Genomic DNA, 18034 nt, shown 5'->3' with positions numbered 1-18034 from the left:
CGTCATGACTGAAAAGACATCCGGCGCACGCGCCGGGCTGTTTACTTCCCTGAAAGTTCTTGTAACAACGCTGATTGCAGTCGCACATACGCGCCTGGATTTGTTGTCCACAGAACTGGAAGAGGAACGAGAGTATTTTCTGGCGCAACTGATTTTGATCCTGATGGCACTGTTTCTCCTCGGGGTTGGAGTGGTTCTGGCAACGATCCTGCTTGTAATCGCTTTCTGGGATACACATCGTCTCCTTGTGTTGGGCCTTTTTTCCGGATTTTTTCTAGTGGCTGGCATGATGGCTTGGGGCGCAGCTTGGCGCAAAGCGAAGGTAAAGCCAAAGCCATTTTCAGCAAGTTTGTCGGAGTTGTTCAAAGATCGACAACAGGTTGATATTCGTTGATGCATGATAAATTAGCCAGACTGGAAAAACGTCGCGAAAGCCTGGTTGCCCAGGCGATAGTGCAACGCAGGATATTGACGCAGAATGTCAAGCCGTGGCTTGTACCTTTGACGCTGGCTGATCAGGGGCTGTCCGTTCTGTATTTTGTCAAGAAGCACCCTGTTTTGATAGTCGGCGGCGTTCTGCTTTCGGCGTTTCGTTCTAACCCCCTTGGAAAATATTTGAGACAGGGCTTGGTAACGTGGCTGGCCATCCGTAACCTACTGTGATTTAAAGACAGGGTTAAGTTGCAGAGGGTGCGATCAATGCCAGAATTCGATCACCGCTCACCGGAGCAATAGTCTCATCGGCATGTAGTACGCGCAAAATATGCTCCCCAGTGATCATGAAGAGGGGTAGGAAGCCGGCCTTGTGTTGTTCCTGGTAAGACTCCCAGGAAAAGTTTTCGCTCAGGAGAGTGGTATGGATTTTCCAGCCGTTATCCAAAAGTTGGGAGAGTCGTGAGTAGGTCACATCTCCCCCAAAAAGATAACTTCCTCGGTAGGGTGCTGCCACCTGCTGTCGGTCGCGCCCAACCATGGCGTTTTCGTCGGTCAGGATAAAGACATGGTCCAGGCCAAACTCTGGTTTATAACGCATACTTGCAATGATGTTGAGGGAGTGATCTTCGGCCAGGCCGAGCATGTAGCCAAAGTCGAGTAAATCGAGATAACGATCTGCTTGCACGGAAACAGGATGGGCATAAAAAGTGTTGATGCCTGTTGCGCGTGCTTTACGGATTTGAGCGAAGTCATTATCCAATAACAGGCAGGCAAAGCCCGCCTGATCCAAGGTTTTGGCAATGATCTGAGCGACAGAATTGGCACCAATGATGAGGATGCTCTGTGGTTCTTTCTCGTCCACATTCAGTAATTTGGCCAAAGGTCTGGCCGTGAGGCTGGGCAGAAGGACGCTGGCGATAATGAGCGCGAAGGTCAGGGGAACGAAGAGCGAAGCATGGGGATAGTGGACCGCCTGCAAGGTTTGTCCGAGCACCGCCGCAGTGGCCGCAGCAACGATGCCGCGCGGTGCGATCCAGGCGACGAGGACCCGTTCCCGCCAATGCAACTCCGATCCCCAGGAGGCGAGGGCGACCTTGATGGGTTGTGCGACGACTTGGATGACCACGAGCAGACCGAGTCCGGGCCCCAGCACCGCACGAATCTCCGTGAGATTCAAACGTGCCGCCAGAATGATGAAGAGCAGGGAGATCAGCAGGATGGAGAGGCTTTCCTTGAAATCCAGGATATTGTCCAAGGGTACGTCACGCATGTTGGCGAGCACCATTCCGATGAGGGTGACCGCCAGCAGGCCAGAATCTTTGACCAAGACATCGGACAAGGCAAAAATCATGAGCACGCTTGCCAAGACGAGGAAGGGGTGCAGATAGTCTGGTACTACCCGGCGTCGTAGTACCCATCCCAGAGTGAAGCCACCTGCCACCCCTAGGGTGGTACCCGCTGCCACGATGCGCAGAAAGTTCAAGCTGGCCTCCCCCAGGGATGCGGTGGCGGAATTGTGGGCTACCAGCGCTTCGAATACGATCACACTGAGGAGTACCCCAATGGGATCGATGAGGATGCTTTCCCAGCGTAATACCTTGGCAATCTTGGCGTTCGGGCGGACGCTACGCAGGATGGGCGCAATGACTGTGGGGCCGGAAACTACGGTGACCGCACCAAAGAGAACAGCCATGGGCCAAGGGAAATGCGCAAGCCAGTGGGTAGCGATACTGATAATTGTCCAAGTGCTGAATACGCCCAAGATCAATAGGCGCTGGATGACCGTGCCGAGACCACGGAGTTCGCTCAAACGCAGCGATAGGGCACCCTCAAAGAGGATAATGGCCACGCACAGAGAGACGGCGGGGAAGAGCAGTGGTCCAAAAATCGCATCTGGTCGTAGCCAGCCGAGAATGGGTCCAAGCAGAATGCCCAGTATCAACAAAAAAAGAATGGCGGGTAATTTGATCCGCCAAGCGATCCACTGGCTGAGAAGACCGAGGAATAACAGACTGGCAATGAGGAAAACAACGCCAAAGTTGACGTTCATTGATGGTGTGTTGGCGCCGACCGAAACTCTGAAAGACGCCGCACCGCATCAAGGCCTACCTTCGCCTTGAACTCGGGGGTGTGAACTTTCCTCTTCTTCGCTTCGCTCATTTCGCTCATCCTTTATGACAGCGTACAGCATAAACTACTGTCTTGATTTCAGGGTCCACCATAGTTTGCATTTATCTAACTTAACGCCAGAATAGAAAGCACTTGAGGGGAATGGGTGCGATCACGCGGTTACTTGGGGAATCTCTGCCCAGTGGGTGGTGTAATTGGGGGATTTGAAACCGCGCCGCATGCGCCAACTGTTCTCAATCCCCGAGGAGGCCAGTTTTAGTGTGTCCTGCCCCATGCGATGGTTGATGGTGTCCATGACTTTCATGAGTCGGGATGAGCGGGCTTCTGCTGCGGGATCATCAAATAGGGTGGGGTGCAGGGTGGCCTTAGCTTCCAGTGCCATCAGGACCACCCCGGCCTTCTTGTATTTGAATCCTGACCGGTAGAGGTGCTGAAGTCCATGCAGGGCCGCTTGAGTCAAATAGCGCGTGTCATCCGTGGACTTGACCAAGGGGACCACCTGAGAAGGATGGTACTGGGGTGCCTCTGGGTTGAAAGGGTTGGTCTGGATATGAACTCCGACAATCCCTGCCACGGAGTGTTGGGCGCGCAGTTTCTCGGCAGCTCGGCTCATATAGCTGCTTACGGCCTCCCTCAGATTTTCCAGAGTTTCCACGGGTCTGCCAAAGGATCGGCTGGAAATGATCTGTTGCTTGTTGGCACTTTCTTCTTCCAGTTCGATGCAGGGCAGGCCATTCAGTTCGGCCACCGTGCGCTCCAAGGTGATGGAGAACTGTTGGCGAATCCAGCGTGGGTCGGCATGCTTGAGTTCCTGCACCGTTCTGATATTCAGGGTCTCCAGACGGGGGGTGAGTTTGCGTCCCACGCCCCATACCTCGGAGACTGGGAGGCTTTTCAGAAGATCGTCAAGTTCCCGAGGGGAGAACCGACCAAAATCGCAGACCCCTCCATAGCCCTCCCGTTTCTTGGCCACATGGTTGGCGAGTTTGGCTAGGGTTTTGGTGGTGGCAATGCCGATACTCACGGGAATGCCCGTGCCTTGCTTGATCCGGCGGCGGATTTTTTGACCATAGGCGATGAGATCCCAGTGTTCAAAACCAGCCAGACCTAAAAAACACTCATCGATGGAATAGATTTCCTGCTGGGGAGAGAACTGGCTCAATAACTGCATGACTCGGGCTGACATATTCCCGTATAAGGCATAGTTGCTGGAGTAGGCGAGGATGCCATGGCGTTTGGCCATCTTTTCGATCTGGAACCAGGGTACTCCCATGGGAAGGCCCAAGGCTTTGACTTCATTGCTCCGGGCCACAACGCACCCATCGTTGTTGCTCAAAACGACAATGGGTTTGCCTTCCAGTTTTGGGTTGAACGCCCGTTCACAGGAGGCATAGAAGTTATTGCAGTCCACCAGAGCGATGGAAGACACCATGACTCTCCTCAGTCGAACCTGCGAATGGTGGAGGTGACCACTCCCCAGCATAAAAGCTCCTGGCTGTCGCGGAGAACAATATCCTTGAAGTGGGGATTCTGGGCTTTCAGCACGGGGCGCCCGTCCTCGAATGCCAGACGCTTGACGGTCAACTCTCCATCGATGACGGCAACGATGATTTTGCCGGGCACGGGTTCCAGGCCACGGTCCACCACCAGCATATCGCCATCAAAAATTCCAGCTCCCGTCATGGAATGGCCTTTGACCTTCACGAAAAATGAGGTGGCCTTATGGGGAACCAGGTATTCGTTGAGGTCGAGGGTGGTCTCGATATAATCATCCGCGGGGGAGGGGAACCCGGCCGGGACCTTATGGGCATACAAGGGTAATGCTTGATGCGCAGGTTCCGGGGCGGGATGAAAAACCTCGACGGAGGCAAGAACCTGACTCAGGCGGTGTTGGGCCTGACGGGACGACAGAAATTCCTTGATTACGCCCAGGGTGCTAACCGGGATACGAATGGTTTGGGTGGGTTCCCCGTAGAGACCGGTTCCGTGCTTGCGCCCAGAACCGGAACGGGTGCCACCCCAAGTAGGCGATTTCTCTTTCATATCGCTATTGTGACGATAATCAAGATGGCTGGCAAGAGGAGTGTGATGTTTCAACCTCCTCCAGTTGTGATCACCATGGACAGGTTCTCCCTCGGGTATTTTGTACTGTGGGACCTAAAATGCAAATGACTACAGGCGACCGCTTTTCATCCAAGGCGGTTGTCCGCTGGATGATATAGCGGGTCTTCCAATACGTTCACCTCCCTAGGTGTCAGGATACATGTCGCCTGAAAGTGTGATTTTTTGACAAAGACCAAGGGGCGGGAAACGGACGTGAAATGGAAAAGTACTCTGAAGAACGCCGCCTGCGCCAAGCATCACAACAAACACAGGAGCAGCTTGCTGCTGTACTAGGCATCGGGCAGGACGCCATTTCGCGTCTCGAAAAGCGCAGCGACATGTTGCTGTCAACTCTGCGGCACTATGTGGAAAGTATGGGCGGCAAGCTTGAACTCGTGGCTCAGTTCCCGAATCGGCCGCCGATGGTCATTGAGCACCTTGGGGTGGAAACAACTTCTGGTCGCAAAACTCGCGCAACGGCTTGAGCCCGCGCGCTTGATTGAGCGCTTGCGGACGCCGTTCATATTCGGAATTGCCACGCAGTGTTGGCGTCGACCGAAAACTGACCCACCCTGCCGACTGAATATTGACCCAGGACCGATCGTTGCTTTTTAAAGTCCCCTATAGGGGATCCGTAAATCCCTCGCCTTTAGGCGAGGGGCGCTAACCCGGACACTGGTGAGGTTGAATAAGTTATTGGATCGGTGTTATGCGGGTCACTTGGTACTGATCCTTCGCAGACTGGACCAGATCAAACTTGATCTTCTCGCCTACGATGATCTGATTGAGTTGTTTCTCGTTCTGCACAGCAAATGTCATGGTCATGGCTGGCCACTGAATACTGGGGATAGGTTCATGGGAAATGGTGATCCGGCTATTTGCCGTATCCACCTTCCGGACGATTCCAATCGCATGATGAACTTTTTTGCTCATCGGTTCAGCCATCGAGTCCGACATTGGCATGTTATTCATATTCATCCCATTCATATTCATGCCGTCGGCATGAGAAAGAGGCGTAACGGACAGCAAGGTGAGCAGGGCAAGGGTGGTTGAAGGCATTGTTTTCATGGTGGGTCATTTCCTTTTGGTTGAGTTGGTCGTGCGGTTGAAAAAGTCCATCGTCTGCCTGGACTGCGTGGCGAACGCAGCAACTGGTAAGCGGCCGGGATGATGAACATGGAAAGCAATGGGGCGGTGAGCATGCCCCCCGCCATAGGGGCCGCGATGCGGCTCATGATTTCGGAACCCGTTCCGCTCCCCCACAGGATAGGCATGAGTCCCGCCAGAATGACCGCCACGGTCATGGCCTTGGGACGTACCCGGAGCACGGCACCCGCACGGATGGCCTCCTCGAGAACCGTACGGGTTAGGGGAACATGGGTCGTCAAGTGTGCATCCAGTGCTTGCCGAAGATAGAGCAGCATGATGACGCCAAACTCGGCGGATACCCCGGCCAGCGCGATGAATCCCACCGCGGTGGCGATGGAAAGATTGTAATGCAAGAGATACAACAGCCAGAAGCCGCCTGTTAGAGCAAAGGGCAAGGTGCCCATGATCAGGATGGCCTCATCGATACGCCGAAATGTGAGGTACAGCAGCACGAAGATGATCATCAGAGTAGCCGGCACAACCACCTTTAAACGTGCATTGGCACGCTCCATAAACTCAAACTGACCCGAATAGGCGACGCTCACCCCTGGAACCAGACGAACATCATGGGATACGGCTCGGCGCAGGTCTCTCACCACGGAAGCCAGGTCGCGATCTCGCACATCGATATAAACCCAACTGGTCAGCCGTGCGTTCTCGCTTTTCAGCATGGGAGGGCCTTCGGCATAATGCAGATCGGCTACGGTCCCCAGCGTGATCCATTGTCCACCAGCCGTGACAAAGGGCAACTGGCGTAACGCTTCCAGAGTATTTCGATCAGAACGAGGATAGCGCACGCTGATGGGATATCGGGCGGTCCCTTCCACGGTTTCCCCCACCACTTCGCCGCCAATGAGGTGTGTGACCACGGACTGGACGTCACGGATGTTGAGTCCATAACGCGCAGCCCTCTCCCGATCGATATCGATCGTGATATAACGGCCACCGGAAAGCCGTTCGGCAAATGCCGAGGAAACCCCAGGCACGGACTTGGCCACCTTTTCGACTTCCAGTGCGATCTGGTCGATGGAGGCCAGGTCTGATCCGGAGATCTTTACCCCGATGGGACTTTTGATTCCTGTGGCGAGCATGTCGATGCGATTGCGAATGGGGGGGACCCAGATATTGGAGAGCCCTGGCACCTGAACGACCCGGTCCAACTCGGCCACCAGCGATTCCGGGGTCAATCCCGGACGCCATTGGTCACGGGGTTTGAACTGGATCGTGGTTTCGAACATTTCCATGGGCGCCGGGTCGGTGGCGGTTTCAGCGCGTCCTGCCTTGCCAAACACATGAGCCACTTCCGGCACGGTCTTGATCAGGCGATCCGTCTGCTGGAGCAGTTCGGCGGCCTTGGCTGCCGATAATCCGGGCAAGGCGGAAGGCATGTAAAGCAGGTCACCTTCATCCAGTGGCGGCATGAATTCACCTCCCAGTTGTGAAATCGGCCACAGCGTGGTAGCCAGAAACCCCAACGCGATCAGCAAAGTGGTTCTGGGACGGCGCAGCACCGCATCCAACAAGGGACGATAGGCTGTGATCAGCCAACGATTGAGGGGGTTGCTCTCTTCGTTCGGAATGTAACCGCGGATCAAATAGCCCATCAGGATGGGGATCAGAGTCACGGCCAACCCGGCTGCGCCTGCCATGGCATAACTTTTGGTAAAAGCCAGAGGTGCAAACATTCGACCTTCCTGGGCCTCCAGAGTGAACACGGGAAGAAAGGAGAGGGTGATGATGATCAGACTGAAAAACAGTGCGGGACCCACTTCTACAGCGGCATCGGTGACCACCTGCCAGTGTTCCGGCCCTTCCAGAGCATGCCCTGGGTGCTGCCGATGCCAGGCTTCGATCTTTTTATGGGCATTTTCGATCATGACCACTGCCGCATCCACCATGGCACCCACGGCAATGGCAATGCCGCCCAGAGACATGATATTGGCGTTGATTCCTTGATAACGCATCAGAATGAAGGCGGTGAGTACACCCAGAGGGAGCGAGATGATAGCCACCAACGCAGATCTGAGGTGCCACAGAAAGAGTCCGCAAACTGCCGCTACCACGATAAATTCTTCAATCAGTTTGTGGTCAAGATTTTCCACGGCACGATCGATGAGTTGACTGCGATCGTAGGTGGTGACGACCTCTACTCCTTGGGGCAAACTTTTTGCGAGGGCAGCGAGTTTGGTTTTGACGGCGGCGATGGTTTCTCGCGCATTCTTGCCGGAACGCAGGATGATCACGCCCCCCACCACTTCACCCTGACCGTCCAGTTCGGCAATACCTCGGCGCATCTCCGGACCCAGCCGAACTCGTGCCACATCGCCCAGATACACCGGGATGCCGGACTTGGGCAGGGCCACCGGAATGTGGCGAAAATCCTCCAGAGTTTTTAAATAGCCGGTGGCGCGCACCATGTATTCTGCCTCGCCCTGTTCCACCACGCCCCCGCCAGCCTCCTGATTGCCGTTGCGGATGGCCTCGATCAACTGGTCGGAAGTGATATGGTAAGCCGCCAGTCGCCCGGGGTCAGGCACGATCTGGTACTCGCGCACCATGCCACCCACCGAAGCCACTTCAGCCACATTCGGAACACTTTTCAATTCATACTTGAGAAACCAGTCCTGCAAACTACGCAATTCGGCAAGATCGTGCCGGCCAGTCCGATCCACCAGCGCATATTCAAAAATCCAGCCCACCCCCGTGGCATCCGGTCCAAGTGCGGTCCGCGCTCCGGTGGGCAGTTTTCCCTGGATCTGATTGAGGTATTCCAGGACCCGGGAGCGTGCCCAATAAAGATTCGTTCCATCCTCAAACAGCACATAGATGAAGGAATCTCCAAAAAACGAATAACCGCGCACCGTTTTGGCCCCAGGTACCGAGAGCATGGTGGTGGCCAGCGGATATGTGACCTGATCTTCGACGATTTGGGGGGCTTGGCCCGGCCACGAGGTACGGATGATGACCTGTACATCGGAGAGGTCTGGCAGCGCATCCACTGCGGTCGTGCGTACCGACCACACGCCCCAGGCGGTCAGGGCCAAAGTGGCTAGCAATACCAGAAAACGGTTGCGCACGGACCAACGGATGAAATGGGCGATCATTCTGGTTTTCCCGACTTTTCCATGCGTGCCAACACCCCTTTGAGGCTGGCCTCGGAGTCGATCAGGAACTGGCCTGAGACCACGATTTGTTCCCCAGGCTGCAGTCCGGCAAAAATCTCCGTTCTGTCGCCATCTTCGTGGCCCACCGTCACTTCCGCCGGACGAAAATGCCCCCCTTCCTCAGCCACGATGACCACACTCCGTTGGCCTGTGGCAATGATGGCTTCAGAAGGGATCAGCAACCGGTCGGGGCCCAAGGCTTTCTGGAGATGGACCTGGGCATACATGCCTGGGCGCAACCTGCCCTCCAGGTTAGACCATTCCGTCCGGACTTGCAGGGTACGCGTACCCTGTTCCAGAGCTGGCAGCAAGGCACGGATCTGACCTATAAACACGCGCCCCGGCCAGGTTGTGAAAGTGGCCGAGACCGGTTGATTCACGGCCAATCCTGCCGCTTGCGCTTCCGGTACTTCGGCATCCAGCCACACACTGTTCAAGCCGTTGATGCGTGCCAAGGTCTGGCCGGGCAGGATGGTCATGCCGGCACGGAGGTCGAGTTCCAGCAGTACCCCGCCCTGCGGTGCTGTTATGGTCACCACAGCTTGTGGTGACCCGGATTTTTCTATTTGAGCCACCAGAGATTCACTCATGCCCAATTGCAGCAATCGCGTGCGCGCCGCGCCCGTCAATCCGGGGTCCCCGGACTGGCGCAGAGACAGGTATTCCATCTGGGCTCCATACCACTCTGGTACACGCAGGTCGGCAAGGGCGGCTCCGGCCAGGATCACATCGTTGGGGGCGCGTGCGTATACCCGCTCCACCAGTCCTCCCGTGCGTGCTTGTACCACCGTCACCAGACGATCATTGAAGGCGAGTATCCCGACGACTTCCAGTCCGCGCGCAAGTCGGCCTTTCTCTACCGTGGCCAGCCTTACCCCCGTGTTCTGCGTCAATCGGGAGTCGATGTGTACGCCACTGTCCATCATGTTTTCCCCGCCATACATGGGAACCAGATCCATATCCATGAAGGGAGATTTACCAGGTTTGTGAAAATGTTGATCCGGCTTCATGGGATCGTACCAATACAGAACGGAGTGTCCAGAGGCCTCTGCAATGGGCGTTTTTGCAGGTCGGGTCATGGCGAATCGGTAACCTGCGCCGGCTCCCAAGGCAATCAAAGCCACAACGCTAGCGCCCATCAAAATCGTTCGTTTTGGATTCATGGTTGCATTTCCTCGGACAGATAACTCAACTCTGTTTCTATGGCAGCGCGCCGTGCCGCCAGATCAATGCGTTTCATGCGGGTATCGATGAGAAACTTGCGCGCATCAAGAACCGAGGTCAGCGGTTCCTGCCCTGAACGATACTCTGCCAGAGTCAAATCGACTTTCTGTTGTCCCAGCGGTAACCAGTCTTGATCAATTCGATCGATCTGGCGCACCAATGCGGTCTGTTCTGCCAACAAGGCTTCCAGTTGGGCCATATGATCACGCACCATGCTTTCCCGTTCGGCACTGACGCGTTCGAGTTCTTGCTCACGAGCAGCGATTTGAGGGTTCTGACGGGTCTTGGCAAAAATGGGTAGGTCGAAGGTAAATTGAACCGAAATCATGTCGCCAAAGAGGGGGGCGCGATGTTCATAATCCAGTTCTACCGCCCAGTCGGATTTTTTGGCTGCTTTAGCCAAGTTCACTTCAGCCCTTCCCGAATCTTCCTGGATCCCGAAAATGGCTATATCGGGATGACGATCCAGATTATGTCGTAAATGTTCCGGATTGGGGGTATATGCAGGGGGAGGGCCGGTCAAGGGTTCTGTGGCAATTGCACCCACCCAGCGGGCCAAATCGGCGCGTGCCTTGCTCAAGTCCCGCTCCAGATCGTCGCGCCGGTCCTCCAGAGCGATGGATTCCTGACGAGACTGCAAACTATCGCTCCCCTTGCCTTGCCCTGCGGCTAACCGCGCCGTAACAGCGGTGCTGAGCATATGATTTTCTGCTTCGATCTGGTCCAGAAGAGCCTGCTGCTGCTGTAAAAAATAGACCTTGAGCCAAGCCAGTCGGGTTTGACGCTTGACAGACAACCGTTCAATCTCCAATTCGGCGTCAGCCCGGGCGACCTTGGTATCCGCCAACTGTCGCACGGCCTCGCGCTTGTCGCCATTGGTGACTTCCTGCATAACTCCAACGCGCTGCATGGTCATGAAGTCACGGGTGGTGCTCCAGGCCTCGGAGCCCTGCACTGGCAAGTTATCCACACCCATCACCAGTTTCGGGTCAGGCAATTCCCCTGCCGAGATGCGTGCTGCCTGGGCAGCAGAAACGGTATTTTGGCGGGCCTTCAGTTCCGAAGCGCGGGATTCCGCGATATCCAGGGCTTCCTGGTAGGTCAGTGCATGGCAGACCGGGGCCCAAGTCGCCAGCAGAATTGCCGGCACGAGTGGCCAGCGAGGGGTAATCCATGATTTGGACATGATGATCTTGTCTCCAACAAGCAACAGAAATTCGTGTCGCGAACCGATGCGACACGACCCGAACCTGCAGGGAAGATCTAGATTCGAAAAACCTGATACTGGATGCGGAGTGGCGGAGAGCCCTCCGTCAAGAAAAGAAGAGGAGGGTGAAGCAAGGGAGCGGACAATGAGCCACGGGAGTCCACTGAAGAGATTTCAAAAAGCGCCACCAGACTCACCGAGGGAAGGTCAGGAACGGATGCTTGATGTGATTGCGAAGATTGTTCACAATGGGCGAGACAGCACTGAGAGGGGGGGTTTTCTGTCCCGGATGAATCACCCATTCCATTGCAGTCGGCCCTCTGGGTGGCAGACATTTTAACTAGATCGCCTGCCGCAGGCGACAGCCGGGAACAGGCATGCGCCGCAACCATGAATTGGCTCCAAGCCAGCAGCATGATGGCGAATAGTGAAACTTGTAGACTAATTTTTTTTCTGCGCATGGTGGTGAATTATATAGCAGAAATTCAATCACAATCCACTCCTTCATAAAAGTCCCCCATGTTGTTTGCCATGAGGTAACTCTACAGGGCTCTATGCTCCTACATAAGGGTGGGTCATTTTTATTGGCCACAGATGGGTCAGTTTACTTGGCCACTGACAGGAGTCTTGCCAACCTAGTGGCATTGTTGCGCATGAACCTGTTTACTCATTGCCACTTGATGGACTGGCTCGATCAACCGTTTACCACATCACCCGATCCTCAGGATAATCCACAAACCGATTTGGCTTTTGTTTGATCTTGGACAGCATAAGGAGGCACGATTTTGAAAACTGATTTTTAACCGCCCAGAACCCGCGTCAAATCAAGGGGGCGTCCAATAAATTTGTCCTGTTTCGGACAGCAGTGACGAAAAATCTCTAATGAACAATTTGGGATAAACTAAACTGAAACGGTTTGGTCTGATTGGAGTTGATCACGCACACCATCATCCGACGGCCTCCACTCGCCCCTTACACTGGAGTACCCATGAAAAAACTGGCTTATATCAAACGCAGCAATGGTCGTCACTGGGTCGGTGATGGATTCCCTGTACAGAACATCTTTTCCTATCACGACATCGCGGAAGACATCTCCCCGTTTCTGATGCTGGATTACGCGGGGCCTGTTAACTTTCCTCCGACCCAGAAAAAACTGGGAGTGGGACAACACCCTCATCGGGGGTTTGAAACGGTAACCCTGGTCTATGCCGGGGGAGTGACGCACCGCGATTCCACCGGGGCCGGTGGCACCATTGGTCCCGGCGACGTGCAGTGGATGACTGCTGCGTCGGGAATTCTTCACGAAGAATTTCACAGCGAAGCCTATGCCAGACAGGGCGGTCCGTTCGAAATGATTCAACTCTGGGTCAATTTGCCCCGTCACGACAAAATGTCCCCACCGGGCTATCAGGATATCTCCGCCGCTCAAATCCCTTCCATCAACCTGTCAGACCAAGCAGGGACGGCACGCATCATCGCCGGCAACCACGGCTCAGTCACCGGAGCGGTGCATACTTTCACCCCCATGCAAGTCTGGGATTTGCGCTTGAAAGCGGGGCATACCCTGTCCATCGAACTGCCCGACAACCACACTACCGCGCTGTTTGTTTTACACGGCCAGTTGCAGATAGACGCGCAAGCCATACAGGCCGCAGAAATGGCAGTCATGGAACGTGCCGGAACCCGACTGCAAGCCGCCATCGTCGAGGACAGTATTGTCCTGCTCCTGTCCGGCCAACCGCTCGATGAATCCATTGTCGGTCACGGACCTTTTGTCATGAACACCCAGGCGGAGATCGTCCAGGCCATGGAAGATTTCAACAACGGGAAATTTGGACGAATTCCTCACTGACTTGGAGGCAGCGGGCAACCCAACGCAGTTAATCCTCCCTTCTTTCACTCAAATCCCGGAATTTCATCATGAGAATATTGCATACCATGCTGCGCGTCGGTCACCTTGAACGTTCCATCGCCTTCTACCGAGACGTGCTGGGCATGCAGGAATGGCGTCGTCGCGACTACCCGGAAGGCCGCTTCACGCTGGTATTCATGGGCTATCAACCCGAACAGGAAGGAGCGGTTCTGGAACTAACCCACAACTGGGACACTCAACAGTATGACTTGGGAAACGGCTACGGACATATCGCCGTCGAAGTTCCCAATGCGGCCGCCGCCTGTCAGGCGGTGCGTGAAAAGGGAGGGAAAGTCACTCGTGAAGCGGGGCCCATGAAACATGGAAACACAATCATTGCCTTTGTCGAAGATCCCGATGGTTACAAAATCGAATTCATTGAACGCCACCGCCCAGAAATTCACTGAGCCCTTGCCCATGCGATACATCTCGCCCTATTTACCTTGGTCATGGTTGGCGTATTTACTGGTATTGCTGTCATTGCCTGCCCTTGCTGCCAGTGGCCCCCTGCAAAACGACTTGACGCATCTCAGCGATCAATGGACCTATGGCAGTTATCAACTCCCCCCGGATCAACGCGATGATTTCTTTGCTTCCCTTCAGCCAAAAGCCCATCAGTTGGTCATGGCCTATCCCGGACATGCCGAACCGTTGATCTGGGAAGGAATCATCACGGCCACCCATGCCAAATATCAAAACCCGTTTTCCGCCCTATCCAGCGCACGACAGGCGCGGGATCTCTTGCTTCAGGCTATCTCACTTGATCCCAAGGCCATGGATGGTTCCGCTCTGATCACCTTGGGTGCCTTGTATTTCAGGGTCCCCAAACTGGGCTCCTTCGGTGATACTGACAAGGCCAAACAATACCTGAACCAAGCCTTGACCCTCGATCCGGACAATATCGATGCCAATTACTTTTACGGTAAATTTCTGCTGGAACAAGGCGACCATCAGGCCGCATTGCCCTATCTCAAAAAGGCCGCTGCCCTTCCTCCGCGCCCGCAAAGCCTGACAGCCGACCGCTTCCGTCACGATGAAGTTGTGCAACTGCTCAATGGTGGCGAAACCCCGGAATGATTGGCCCCCCACTCTTTTTCCACCCGGCTTGCTCATGCATATTCTGATTACTGGCGGAACAGGCTTGCTGGGAACCGCTCTGACCGAGTACTGGCTGGAGCAAGGCCATCAAGTGACATTCCTCACTCGTCGCCCGCAACGTGTCCATGCCCTATGGCAAGGTCAGGTTCGTGCCCAGACCACATTGAGCCCCAAGCAACCCGATCCACCCTATGATGCCATCATCAATCTGGCCGGGGCTCCAATTGCAGATCGACCCTGGAGCCAAAGCCGTCAAGCCATCCTGCGCAGCAGTCGAGTCACCTTTACGCAGCAATTAGCGGAATCACTCAGCCACTGGACCCGTCCTCCGTCGGTATTGCTCAGCGCTTCTGCCATTGGCATTTATGGCGCCCTTTCTCCCATAATCACAATGGACGAGGCCACTCCGGCGGGACATGATTTTGCGGCACAGTTATGCCGTGACTGGGAGAATGCCGCCAGCATGGTCCCTGCAGGTCGATGCTGTCATCTGCGCACCGGCCTGGTCTTGAGCCCAGCGGGTGGCATCCTGCCACGCCTGATCCTACCCGCGGGTTGGGGGATACAGATGGGTGCAGGCACGCAGGGATTCAGTTGGATTCATATCAGCGACTGGGTCAGCGCCGTGGACTGGTTACTCCATCATAGCGCTGCACAGGGACCCTATAATCTGACGGCGCCACATCCTGTATCCATCATGGCATTCATGGAACAACTGCAACGATCACAACATATCCGACAAACCCTCAAGCTCCCGGTTACGCTGGTCAAGGCACTGTTTGGTCGGCGTGCCGCCTTGCTGCTCGAAGGACCGCGGGTTCTCCCCCAACGGTTGTTGCAAGCGGGATTTGCGTTTCAGTATCCCGATCTGGAGAGCGCGTTACCCGTCCTGTTGCCGCGGTAGTTCACATTAGTCCGGTTGCCACCCCATTCTTGATGAGGCTCCACCCCATGTCTACGATAAACCATCACTCCCAAACGCCAAATTTACCCCGCATTTTCCTGATCCGGCATGGAGAAACCCAGTGGTCTCTCACCGGGCAGCACACCGGACAGACCGATATTTCATTAACGCCCCACGGCGAAACAGAGGCTCGCCAATTGGCTTGTTTACTGACCAATATTTCGTTTTCTCAGGTGCTCTGCAGTCCGTTAAAACGCGCACGCCAGACCTGTATGGCCGCCGGATTGGGAGAAAACCCGCTCACCGTCCCCGAACTGGCCGAATGGGACTATGGGGATTACGAGGGGCAACGTTCCGCCGATATTCATCAACAACTCCCCGACTGGAATGTTTACCAGGATGGCTGTCCCCGGGGCGAGAGTCCGGAACAGATTTCGGCACGAGCGGATAAACTCATTGCGCGCCTACGCCAGTCGGAGGGAAATATCGCGCTCTTTACCCATGGACAAATAGGTAGCGCCATAGCTGCTCGCTGGATCGGCCTAGCAATCATTAACGCACAACACCTGTCGCTTAGCACTGCCTCGCTCAGCATCCTTTCCTTTGACCCTCATCACCCAAGTGTACCCATCATTGCACTATGGAATGCAACAGCCCTCAGCATCACCCCTTAATCCGGAGATATAACCGAGGCTATCTGTGAAAGAAAATGAAAGAGGATAGCTGACCGGAAACTGATCAAGCCCAAAAATCCGTCCTGCCCCCATGGGTTGTCATCCTTATCCGCAGACTTGTCCACAGATTTTGTGGGTAAGTACCGGGGCGCGCCAGCTGCAACAATATCCGGCGTGAACCCATATCTAGCCCATCTGTTCGAACAACTGAGTGAGTGGGTTCCTCATGAAGTCGTCTGAAGATGGAAATTCAGGTTGAAAACCGGCTACAATTACCCACCGATTCCACTGACGAAGCATTTGTATTGATAGATGTCGATGGCAATCGACGTATTCCAAAAAAAAATCAATTCTCGGGATGGTCCGGAGGCTCTACCAAATCGCCCTCTGGCTTTGTTGGCTCCCGTAGGTTCGTCCTGCATTTCTGCAACGTCCCTTTGATCCTTTTGACGGCGGTGGGTAGTGGTTTGCGTCCAGCCATGAATTCCTGATCCTATGGGGGGACCCCCTATCTTATTTTGCACGCGCAAAAATTTGGGCACGCGCGCGGTCTGGCACCGGGTGGCCCGAAGGAATTATCCCCCCCACATGCCAGTGAGGGCGACAGTGGGCAAGTTACAAAGGGATAAGTTTGTGATCATGCGATCGAATAAGATACAATGTATCTCAATTTGAATTGTCAGGAGGAAATCATGGCGACTACAACCATGGTCCATGTTCGTGTGGACGAAAACATCAAAGCGCAGGCCACGGAAACTCTTGCTTCGATGGGACTTTCCGTTTCCGATGCGGTACGAGTTTTTCTTGCCCGAGTGGTCGCTGACAAGCAGTTGCCATTTGCGCTCAGGGCACCAAATGCCGAAACACGCGCTGCCATGAACGAAGCCAGCGCGATCGCTCAAACACACCAAGCACGCTTTGATACAGCCGCCGAATTGTTTGATGACCTCGAAAAAAACCGCCGCAAGTAAACGAACTGCTCTACCCAGAGCCGCTGATTACACCAAACCGTTTCTGAAGGATTGGGAACGATTGTCTCATTCTGGGCGCTATGACATGAAGCAGTTCAAGGAGGCCATGATGCTCCTGATCTCCAATGCGGGACCACTTGATCCGGAATGGCTGGATCATCCTCTGGGTGGTGATTGGGAGGGTTACCGCGAGTGCCACATCGGAGGTGACTTCCTGCTGATCTATCAACTCACAACCCACAGTAAACATGGTGTGATTGTATTTGTCAGGGCAGGAACACACGCAGATCTTTTTGAGTGACTGTTCCAACGCCCGTCACAGACTTCTGAACAGACCTATTTCCAAATCCTCCATCCTCCCGCGCGGTCTTGGCATCATGGCAGTGCTTGCATAACGGCTGGACATTCCTCTCGTCCCAAAACGATTCCTGATTGCCCCGGTGCGACTGGATGTGATCCACCACGGTAGCCGGTGTGACCCGACCCTGACGATTGCACTCGGCACAAAGCGGGTGGTAAGACAAAAATACTGCACGAGCCCTTTGCCACCGCGAGCCATAACCGCGCGCCGAGGCGTTGCCTCGATGGCCATCCCATTGTTTACGAACCTGTCGCAGGTGTTGCTCGCAATAGCCCGGTTTCACAACCAATTTACGGCAGTTTGGGTAACGACAAGGAGTCGGAGCGCACTGTGCCATGAGTGTTCAGAAAGAACGAAAAAAATGATGCTGATTGTGCTTGGCTTTGATGTGGAACAGAGCGTAAATGTTGTAATAAAAAAACCCCAACCGAGAACGGTTGAGGTTTCATTATTGGTGGTGCATTACGGAACCGAACCCGCGTTCGATTTCCGTGCGGGATGGCAAAACATCCCGTGAAAGACCACCAAACGGGGTCAATCAACCCAAGGGTTGATCACATCCAAACCTAAATCGGGGTTGGACGAAGCCGCTATCGCGGAGAAATGTTCCCCCCCAATTTGATTAGTTGACATAATTCCTCCTCGTTCCCGCAAGGGTTTTTTGCACTTTATCACGAGGATCATGATTATGACATACGTATT

At 54.7% G+C, this 18034-nt stretch carries 19 protein-coding genes; 11 read left to right on the top strand and 8 right to left on the bottom strand.

Annotated features, from left to right (window positions below):
• Positions 1-4: 4 nt before the first annotated feature.
• The gene (locus IV91_RS0100405) at positions 5-394 is read left to right on the top strand and encodes a phage holin family protein (RefSeq protein WP_031595129.1); all 390 of its coding nucleotides are present in this window, start codon (positions 5-7) and stop codon (positions 392-394) included.
• Positions 394-663 carry a YqjK family protein gene (locus IV91_RS0100400; protein WP_031595128.1) on the top strand — a complete coding sequence of 90 codons (270 nt, stop codon included), beginning with the start codon at positions 394-396 and terminating at the stop codon, positions 661-663. Before IV91_RS0100405 ends, IV91_RS0100400 begins: the two co-directional genes overlap by 1 nt.
• Before the next feature lie 13 nt (positions 664-676).
• Here IV91_RS0100400 and IV91_RS0100395 read toward each other — a convergent pair whose 3' ends face one another.
• The 3 genes from IV91_RS0100395 to IV91_RS0100380 all read right to left on the bottom strand — a co-directional run bounded on the left by IV91_RS0100395 (position 677) and on the right by IV91_RS0100380 (position 4662).
• Positions 677-2485 (bottom strand): cation:proton antiporter, encoded by a 1809-nt coding sequence (locus tag IV91_RS0100395; protein WP_051861757.1) that lies wholly within the window; start codon positions 2483-2485, stop codon positions 677-679.
• Positions 2486-2716: 231 nt separating this feature from the next.
• On the bottom strand, positions 2717-3997 hold the full coding sequence (locus IV91_RS0100385) for a Y-family DNA polymerase (protein ID WP_031595126.1): 1281 nt from the start codon (positions 3995-3997) through the stop codon (positions 2717-2719).
• 8 nt (positions 3998-4005) lie between these two features.
• A complete protein-coding gene (locus tag IV91_RS0100380; protein WP_200874290.1) occupies positions 4006-4662 on the bottom strand; it encodes a LexA family protein in 657 nt (218 codons plus the stop codon).
• A 224-nt stretch (positions 4663-4886) separates the two neighbouring features.
• On the opposite strand from IV91_RS0100380, the gene IV91_RS0100375 reads away from it, so the two are divergent.
• Positions 4887-5153, top strand: coding sequence for a helix-turn-helix domain-containing protein (locus IV91_RS0100375; RefSeq protein WP_035416890.1), 267 nt, complete (start codon positions 4887-4889; stop codon positions 5151-5153).
• Positions 5154-5361: 208 nt separating this feature from the next.
• Here IV91_RS0100375 and IV91_RS15530 read toward each other — a convergent pair whose 3' ends face one another.
• From IV91_RS15530 to IV91_RS0100355, 4 genes are read right to left on the bottom strand one after another with little or no spacing between them, the layout of a single operon-like run.
• Positions 5362-5736 (bottom strand): copper-binding protein, encoded by a 375-nt coding sequence (locus IV91_RS15530; RefSeq protein ID WP_051861755.1) that lies wholly within the window; start codon positions 5734-5736, stop codon positions 5362-5364.
• Positions 5733-8921 carry an efflux RND transporter permease subunit gene (locus IV91_RS0100365; protein ID WP_084189804.1) on the bottom strand — a complete coding sequence of 1063 codons (3189 nt, stop codon included), beginning with the start codon at positions 8919-8921 and terminating at the stop codon, positions 5733-5735. The genes IV91_RS15530 and IV91_RS0100365 overlap by 4 nt, the downstream gene beginning before the upstream one ends.
• The gene (locus tag IV91_RS0100360) at positions 8918-10144 is read right to left on the bottom strand and encodes an efflux RND transporter periplasmic adaptor subunit (RefSeq protein ID WP_031595121.1); all 1227 of its coding nucleotides are present in this window, start codon (positions 10142-10144) and stop codon (positions 8918-8920) included. Before IV91_RS0100360 ends, IV91_RS0100365 begins: the two co-directional genes overlap by 4 nt.
• Positions 10141-11391 carry a TolC family protein gene (locus IV91_RS0100355; RefSeq protein WP_035416889.1) on the bottom strand — a complete coding sequence of 417 codons (1251 nt, stop codon included), beginning with the start codon at positions 11389-11391 and terminating at the stop codon, positions 10141-10143. The genes IV91_RS0100360 and IV91_RS0100355 overlap by 4 nt, the downstream gene beginning before the upstream one ends.
• 1009 nt (positions 11392-12400) lie before the next feature.
• Between IV91_RS0100355 and IV91_RS0100345 the strand changes: the two genes are divergently transcribed.
• The 7 genes from IV91_RS0100345 (at position 12401) to IV91_RS15525 (ending at position 17272) form a co-directional block, all read left to right on the top strand.
• Positions 12401-13264, top strand: a complete 864-nt coding sequence (locus IV91_RS0100345) for a pirin family protein (RefSeq protein ID WP_031595118.1) — start codon at positions 12401-12403, stop codon at positions 13262-13264.
• A gap of 68 nt (positions 13265-13332) precedes the next feature.
• Positions 13333-13731 carry a lactoylglutathione lyase gene (gloA, locus tag IV91_RS0100340; protein WP_031595117.1) on the top strand — a complete coding sequence of 133 codons (399 nt, stop codon included), beginning with the start codon at positions 13333-13335 and terminating at the stop codon, positions 13729-13731.
• Positions 13732-13741: 10 nt separating this feature from the next.
• Positions 13742-14401, top strand: coding sequence for a tetratricopeptide repeat protein (locus IV91_RS0100335; protein ID WP_051861749.1), 660 nt, complete (start codon positions 13742-13744; stop codon positions 14399-14401).
• 34 nt (positions 14402-14435) lie between these two features.
• Entirely contained in the window at positions 14436-15326 is an 891-nt protein-coding gene (locus tag IV91_RS0100330) for a TIGR01777 family oxidoreductase (RefSeq protein ID WP_031595114.1), read from the top strand.
• Between the two features lie 47 nt (positions 15327-15373).
• Positions 15374-16000 (top strand): histidine phosphatase family protein, encoded by a 627-nt coding sequence (locus IV91_RS0100325; protein WP_051861744.1) that lies wholly within the window; start codon positions 15374-15376, stop codon positions 15998-16000.
• 692 nt (positions 16001-16692) lie between these two features.
• On the top strand, positions 16693-16971 hold the full coding sequence (locus IV91_RS0100315; protein WP_031595111.1) for a type II toxin-antitoxin system RelB/DinJ family antitoxin: 279 nt from the start codon (positions 16693-16695) through the stop codon (positions 16969-16971).
• Positions 16943-17272 carry a type II toxin-antitoxin system YafQ family toxin gene (locus IV91_RS15525; RefSeq protein ID WP_035416887.1) on the top strand — a complete coding sequence of 110 codons (330 nt, stop codon included), beginning with the start codon at positions 16943-16945 and terminating at the stop codon, positions 17270-17272. Before IV91_RS0100315 ends, IV91_RS15525 begins: the two co-directional genes overlap by 29 nt.
• Here IV91_RS15525 and IV91_RS17020 read toward each other — a convergent pair.
• Positions 17238-17669, bottom strand: coding sequence for an HNH endonuclease (locus IV91_RS17020; protein WP_082783457.1), 432 nt, complete (start codon positions 17667-17669; stop codon positions 17238-17240). The two genes, IV91_RS15525 and IV91_RS17020, sit on opposite strands and share 35 nt — an antisense overlap.
• Positions 17670-17693: 24 nt before the next feature.
• Between IV91_RS17020 and IV91_RS18295 the strand changes: the two genes are divergently transcribed.
• The gene (locus IV91_RS18295; protein ID WP_156472722.1) at positions 17694-17849 is read left to right on the top strand and encodes a hypothetical protein; all 156 of its coding nucleotides are present in this window, start codon (positions 17694-17696) and stop codon (positions 17847-17849) included.
• Positions 17850-18034: the final 185 nt, after the last annotated feature.

The organism is Ferrovum myxofaciens, assembly GCF_000735045.1.
GTDB lineage: Bacteria > Pseudomonadota > Gammaproteobacteria > Burkholderiales > Ferrovaceae > Ferrovum > Ferrovum myxofaciens.
The sequence above is the reverse complement of the archived record's forward strand: the minus strand, read 5'-3'. Positions and strand labels throughout refer to the sequence as shown.

Bases quoted from the DNA above. Each gene is read 5' to 3' on its own strand.
- IV91_RS0100375 (WP_035416890.1), top strand. From the start codon at position 4,887: ATGGAAAAGTACTCTGAAGAACGCCGCCTGCGCCAAGCATCACAACAA.
- IV91_RS0100315 (WP_031595111.1), top strand. From the start codon at position 16,693: ATGGCGACTACAACCATGGTCCATGTTCGTGTGGACGAAAACATCAAA.
- IV91_RS0100385 (WP_031595126.1), bottom strand. From the start codon at position 3,997: ATGGTGTCTTCCATCGCTCTGGTGGACTGCAATAACTTCTATGCCTCC.
- IV91_RS0100335 (WP_051861749.1), top strand. From the start codon at position 13,742: ATGCGATACATCTCGCCCTATTTACCTTGGTCATGGTTGGCGTATTTA.
- IV91_RS0100400 (WP_031595128.1), top strand. From the start codon at position 394: ATGCATGATAAATTAGCCAGACTGGAAAAACGTCGCGAAAGCCTGGTT.
- IV91_RS15525 (WP_035416887.1), top strand. From the start codon at position 16,943: ATGACCTCGAAAAAAACCGCCGCAAGTAAACGAACTGCTCTACCCAGA.
- IV91_RS0100405 (WP_031595129.1), top strand. From the start codon at position 5: ATGACTGAAAAGACATCCGGCGCACGCGCCGGGCTGTTTACTTCCCTG.
- IV91_RS15530 (WP_051861755.1), bottom strand. From the start codon at position 5,736: ATGAAAACAATGCCTTCAACCACCCTTGCCCTGCTCACCTTGCTGTCC.
- IV91_RS0100325 (WP_051861744.1), top strand. From the start codon at position 15,374: ATGTCTACGATAAACCATCACTCCCAAACGCCAAATTTACCCCGCATT.
- IV91_RS0100330 (WP_031595114.1), top strand. From the start codon at position 14,436: ATGCATATTCTGATTACTGGCGGAACAGGCTTGCTGGGAACCGCTCTG.
- IV91_RS18295 (WP_156472722.1), top strand. From the start codon at position 17,694: ATGATGCTGATTGTGCTTGGCTTTGATGTGGAACAGAGCGTAAATGTT.
- IV91_RS0100365 (WP_084189804.1), bottom strand. From the start codon at position 8,921: ATGATCGCCCATTTCATCCGTTGGTCCGTGCGCAACCGTTTTCTGGTA.
- IV91_RS0100395 (WP_051861757.1), bottom strand. From the start codon at position 2,485: ATGAACGTCAACTTTGGCGTTGTTTTCCTCATTGCCAGTCTGTTATTC.
- gloA (WP_031595117.1), top strand. From the start codon at position 13,333: ATGAGAATATTGCATACCATGCTGCGCGTCGGTCACCTTGAACGTTCC.
- IV91_RS0100345 (WP_031595118.1), top strand. From the start codon at position 12,401: ATGAAAAAACTGGCTTATATCAAACGCAGCAATGGTCGTCACTGGGTC.
- IV91_RS0100355 (WP_035416889.1), bottom strand. From the start codon at position 11,391: ATGTCCAAATCATGGATTACCCCTCGCTGGCCACTCGTGCCGGCAATT.
- IV91_RS0100360 (WP_031595121.1), bottom strand. From the start codon at position 10,144: ATGAATCCAAAACGAACGATTTTGATGGGCGCTAGCGTTGTGGCTTTG.
- IV91_RS17020 (WP_082783457.1), bottom strand. From the start codon at position 17,669: ATGGCACAGTGCGCTCCGACTCCTTGTCGTTACCCAAACTGCCGTAAA.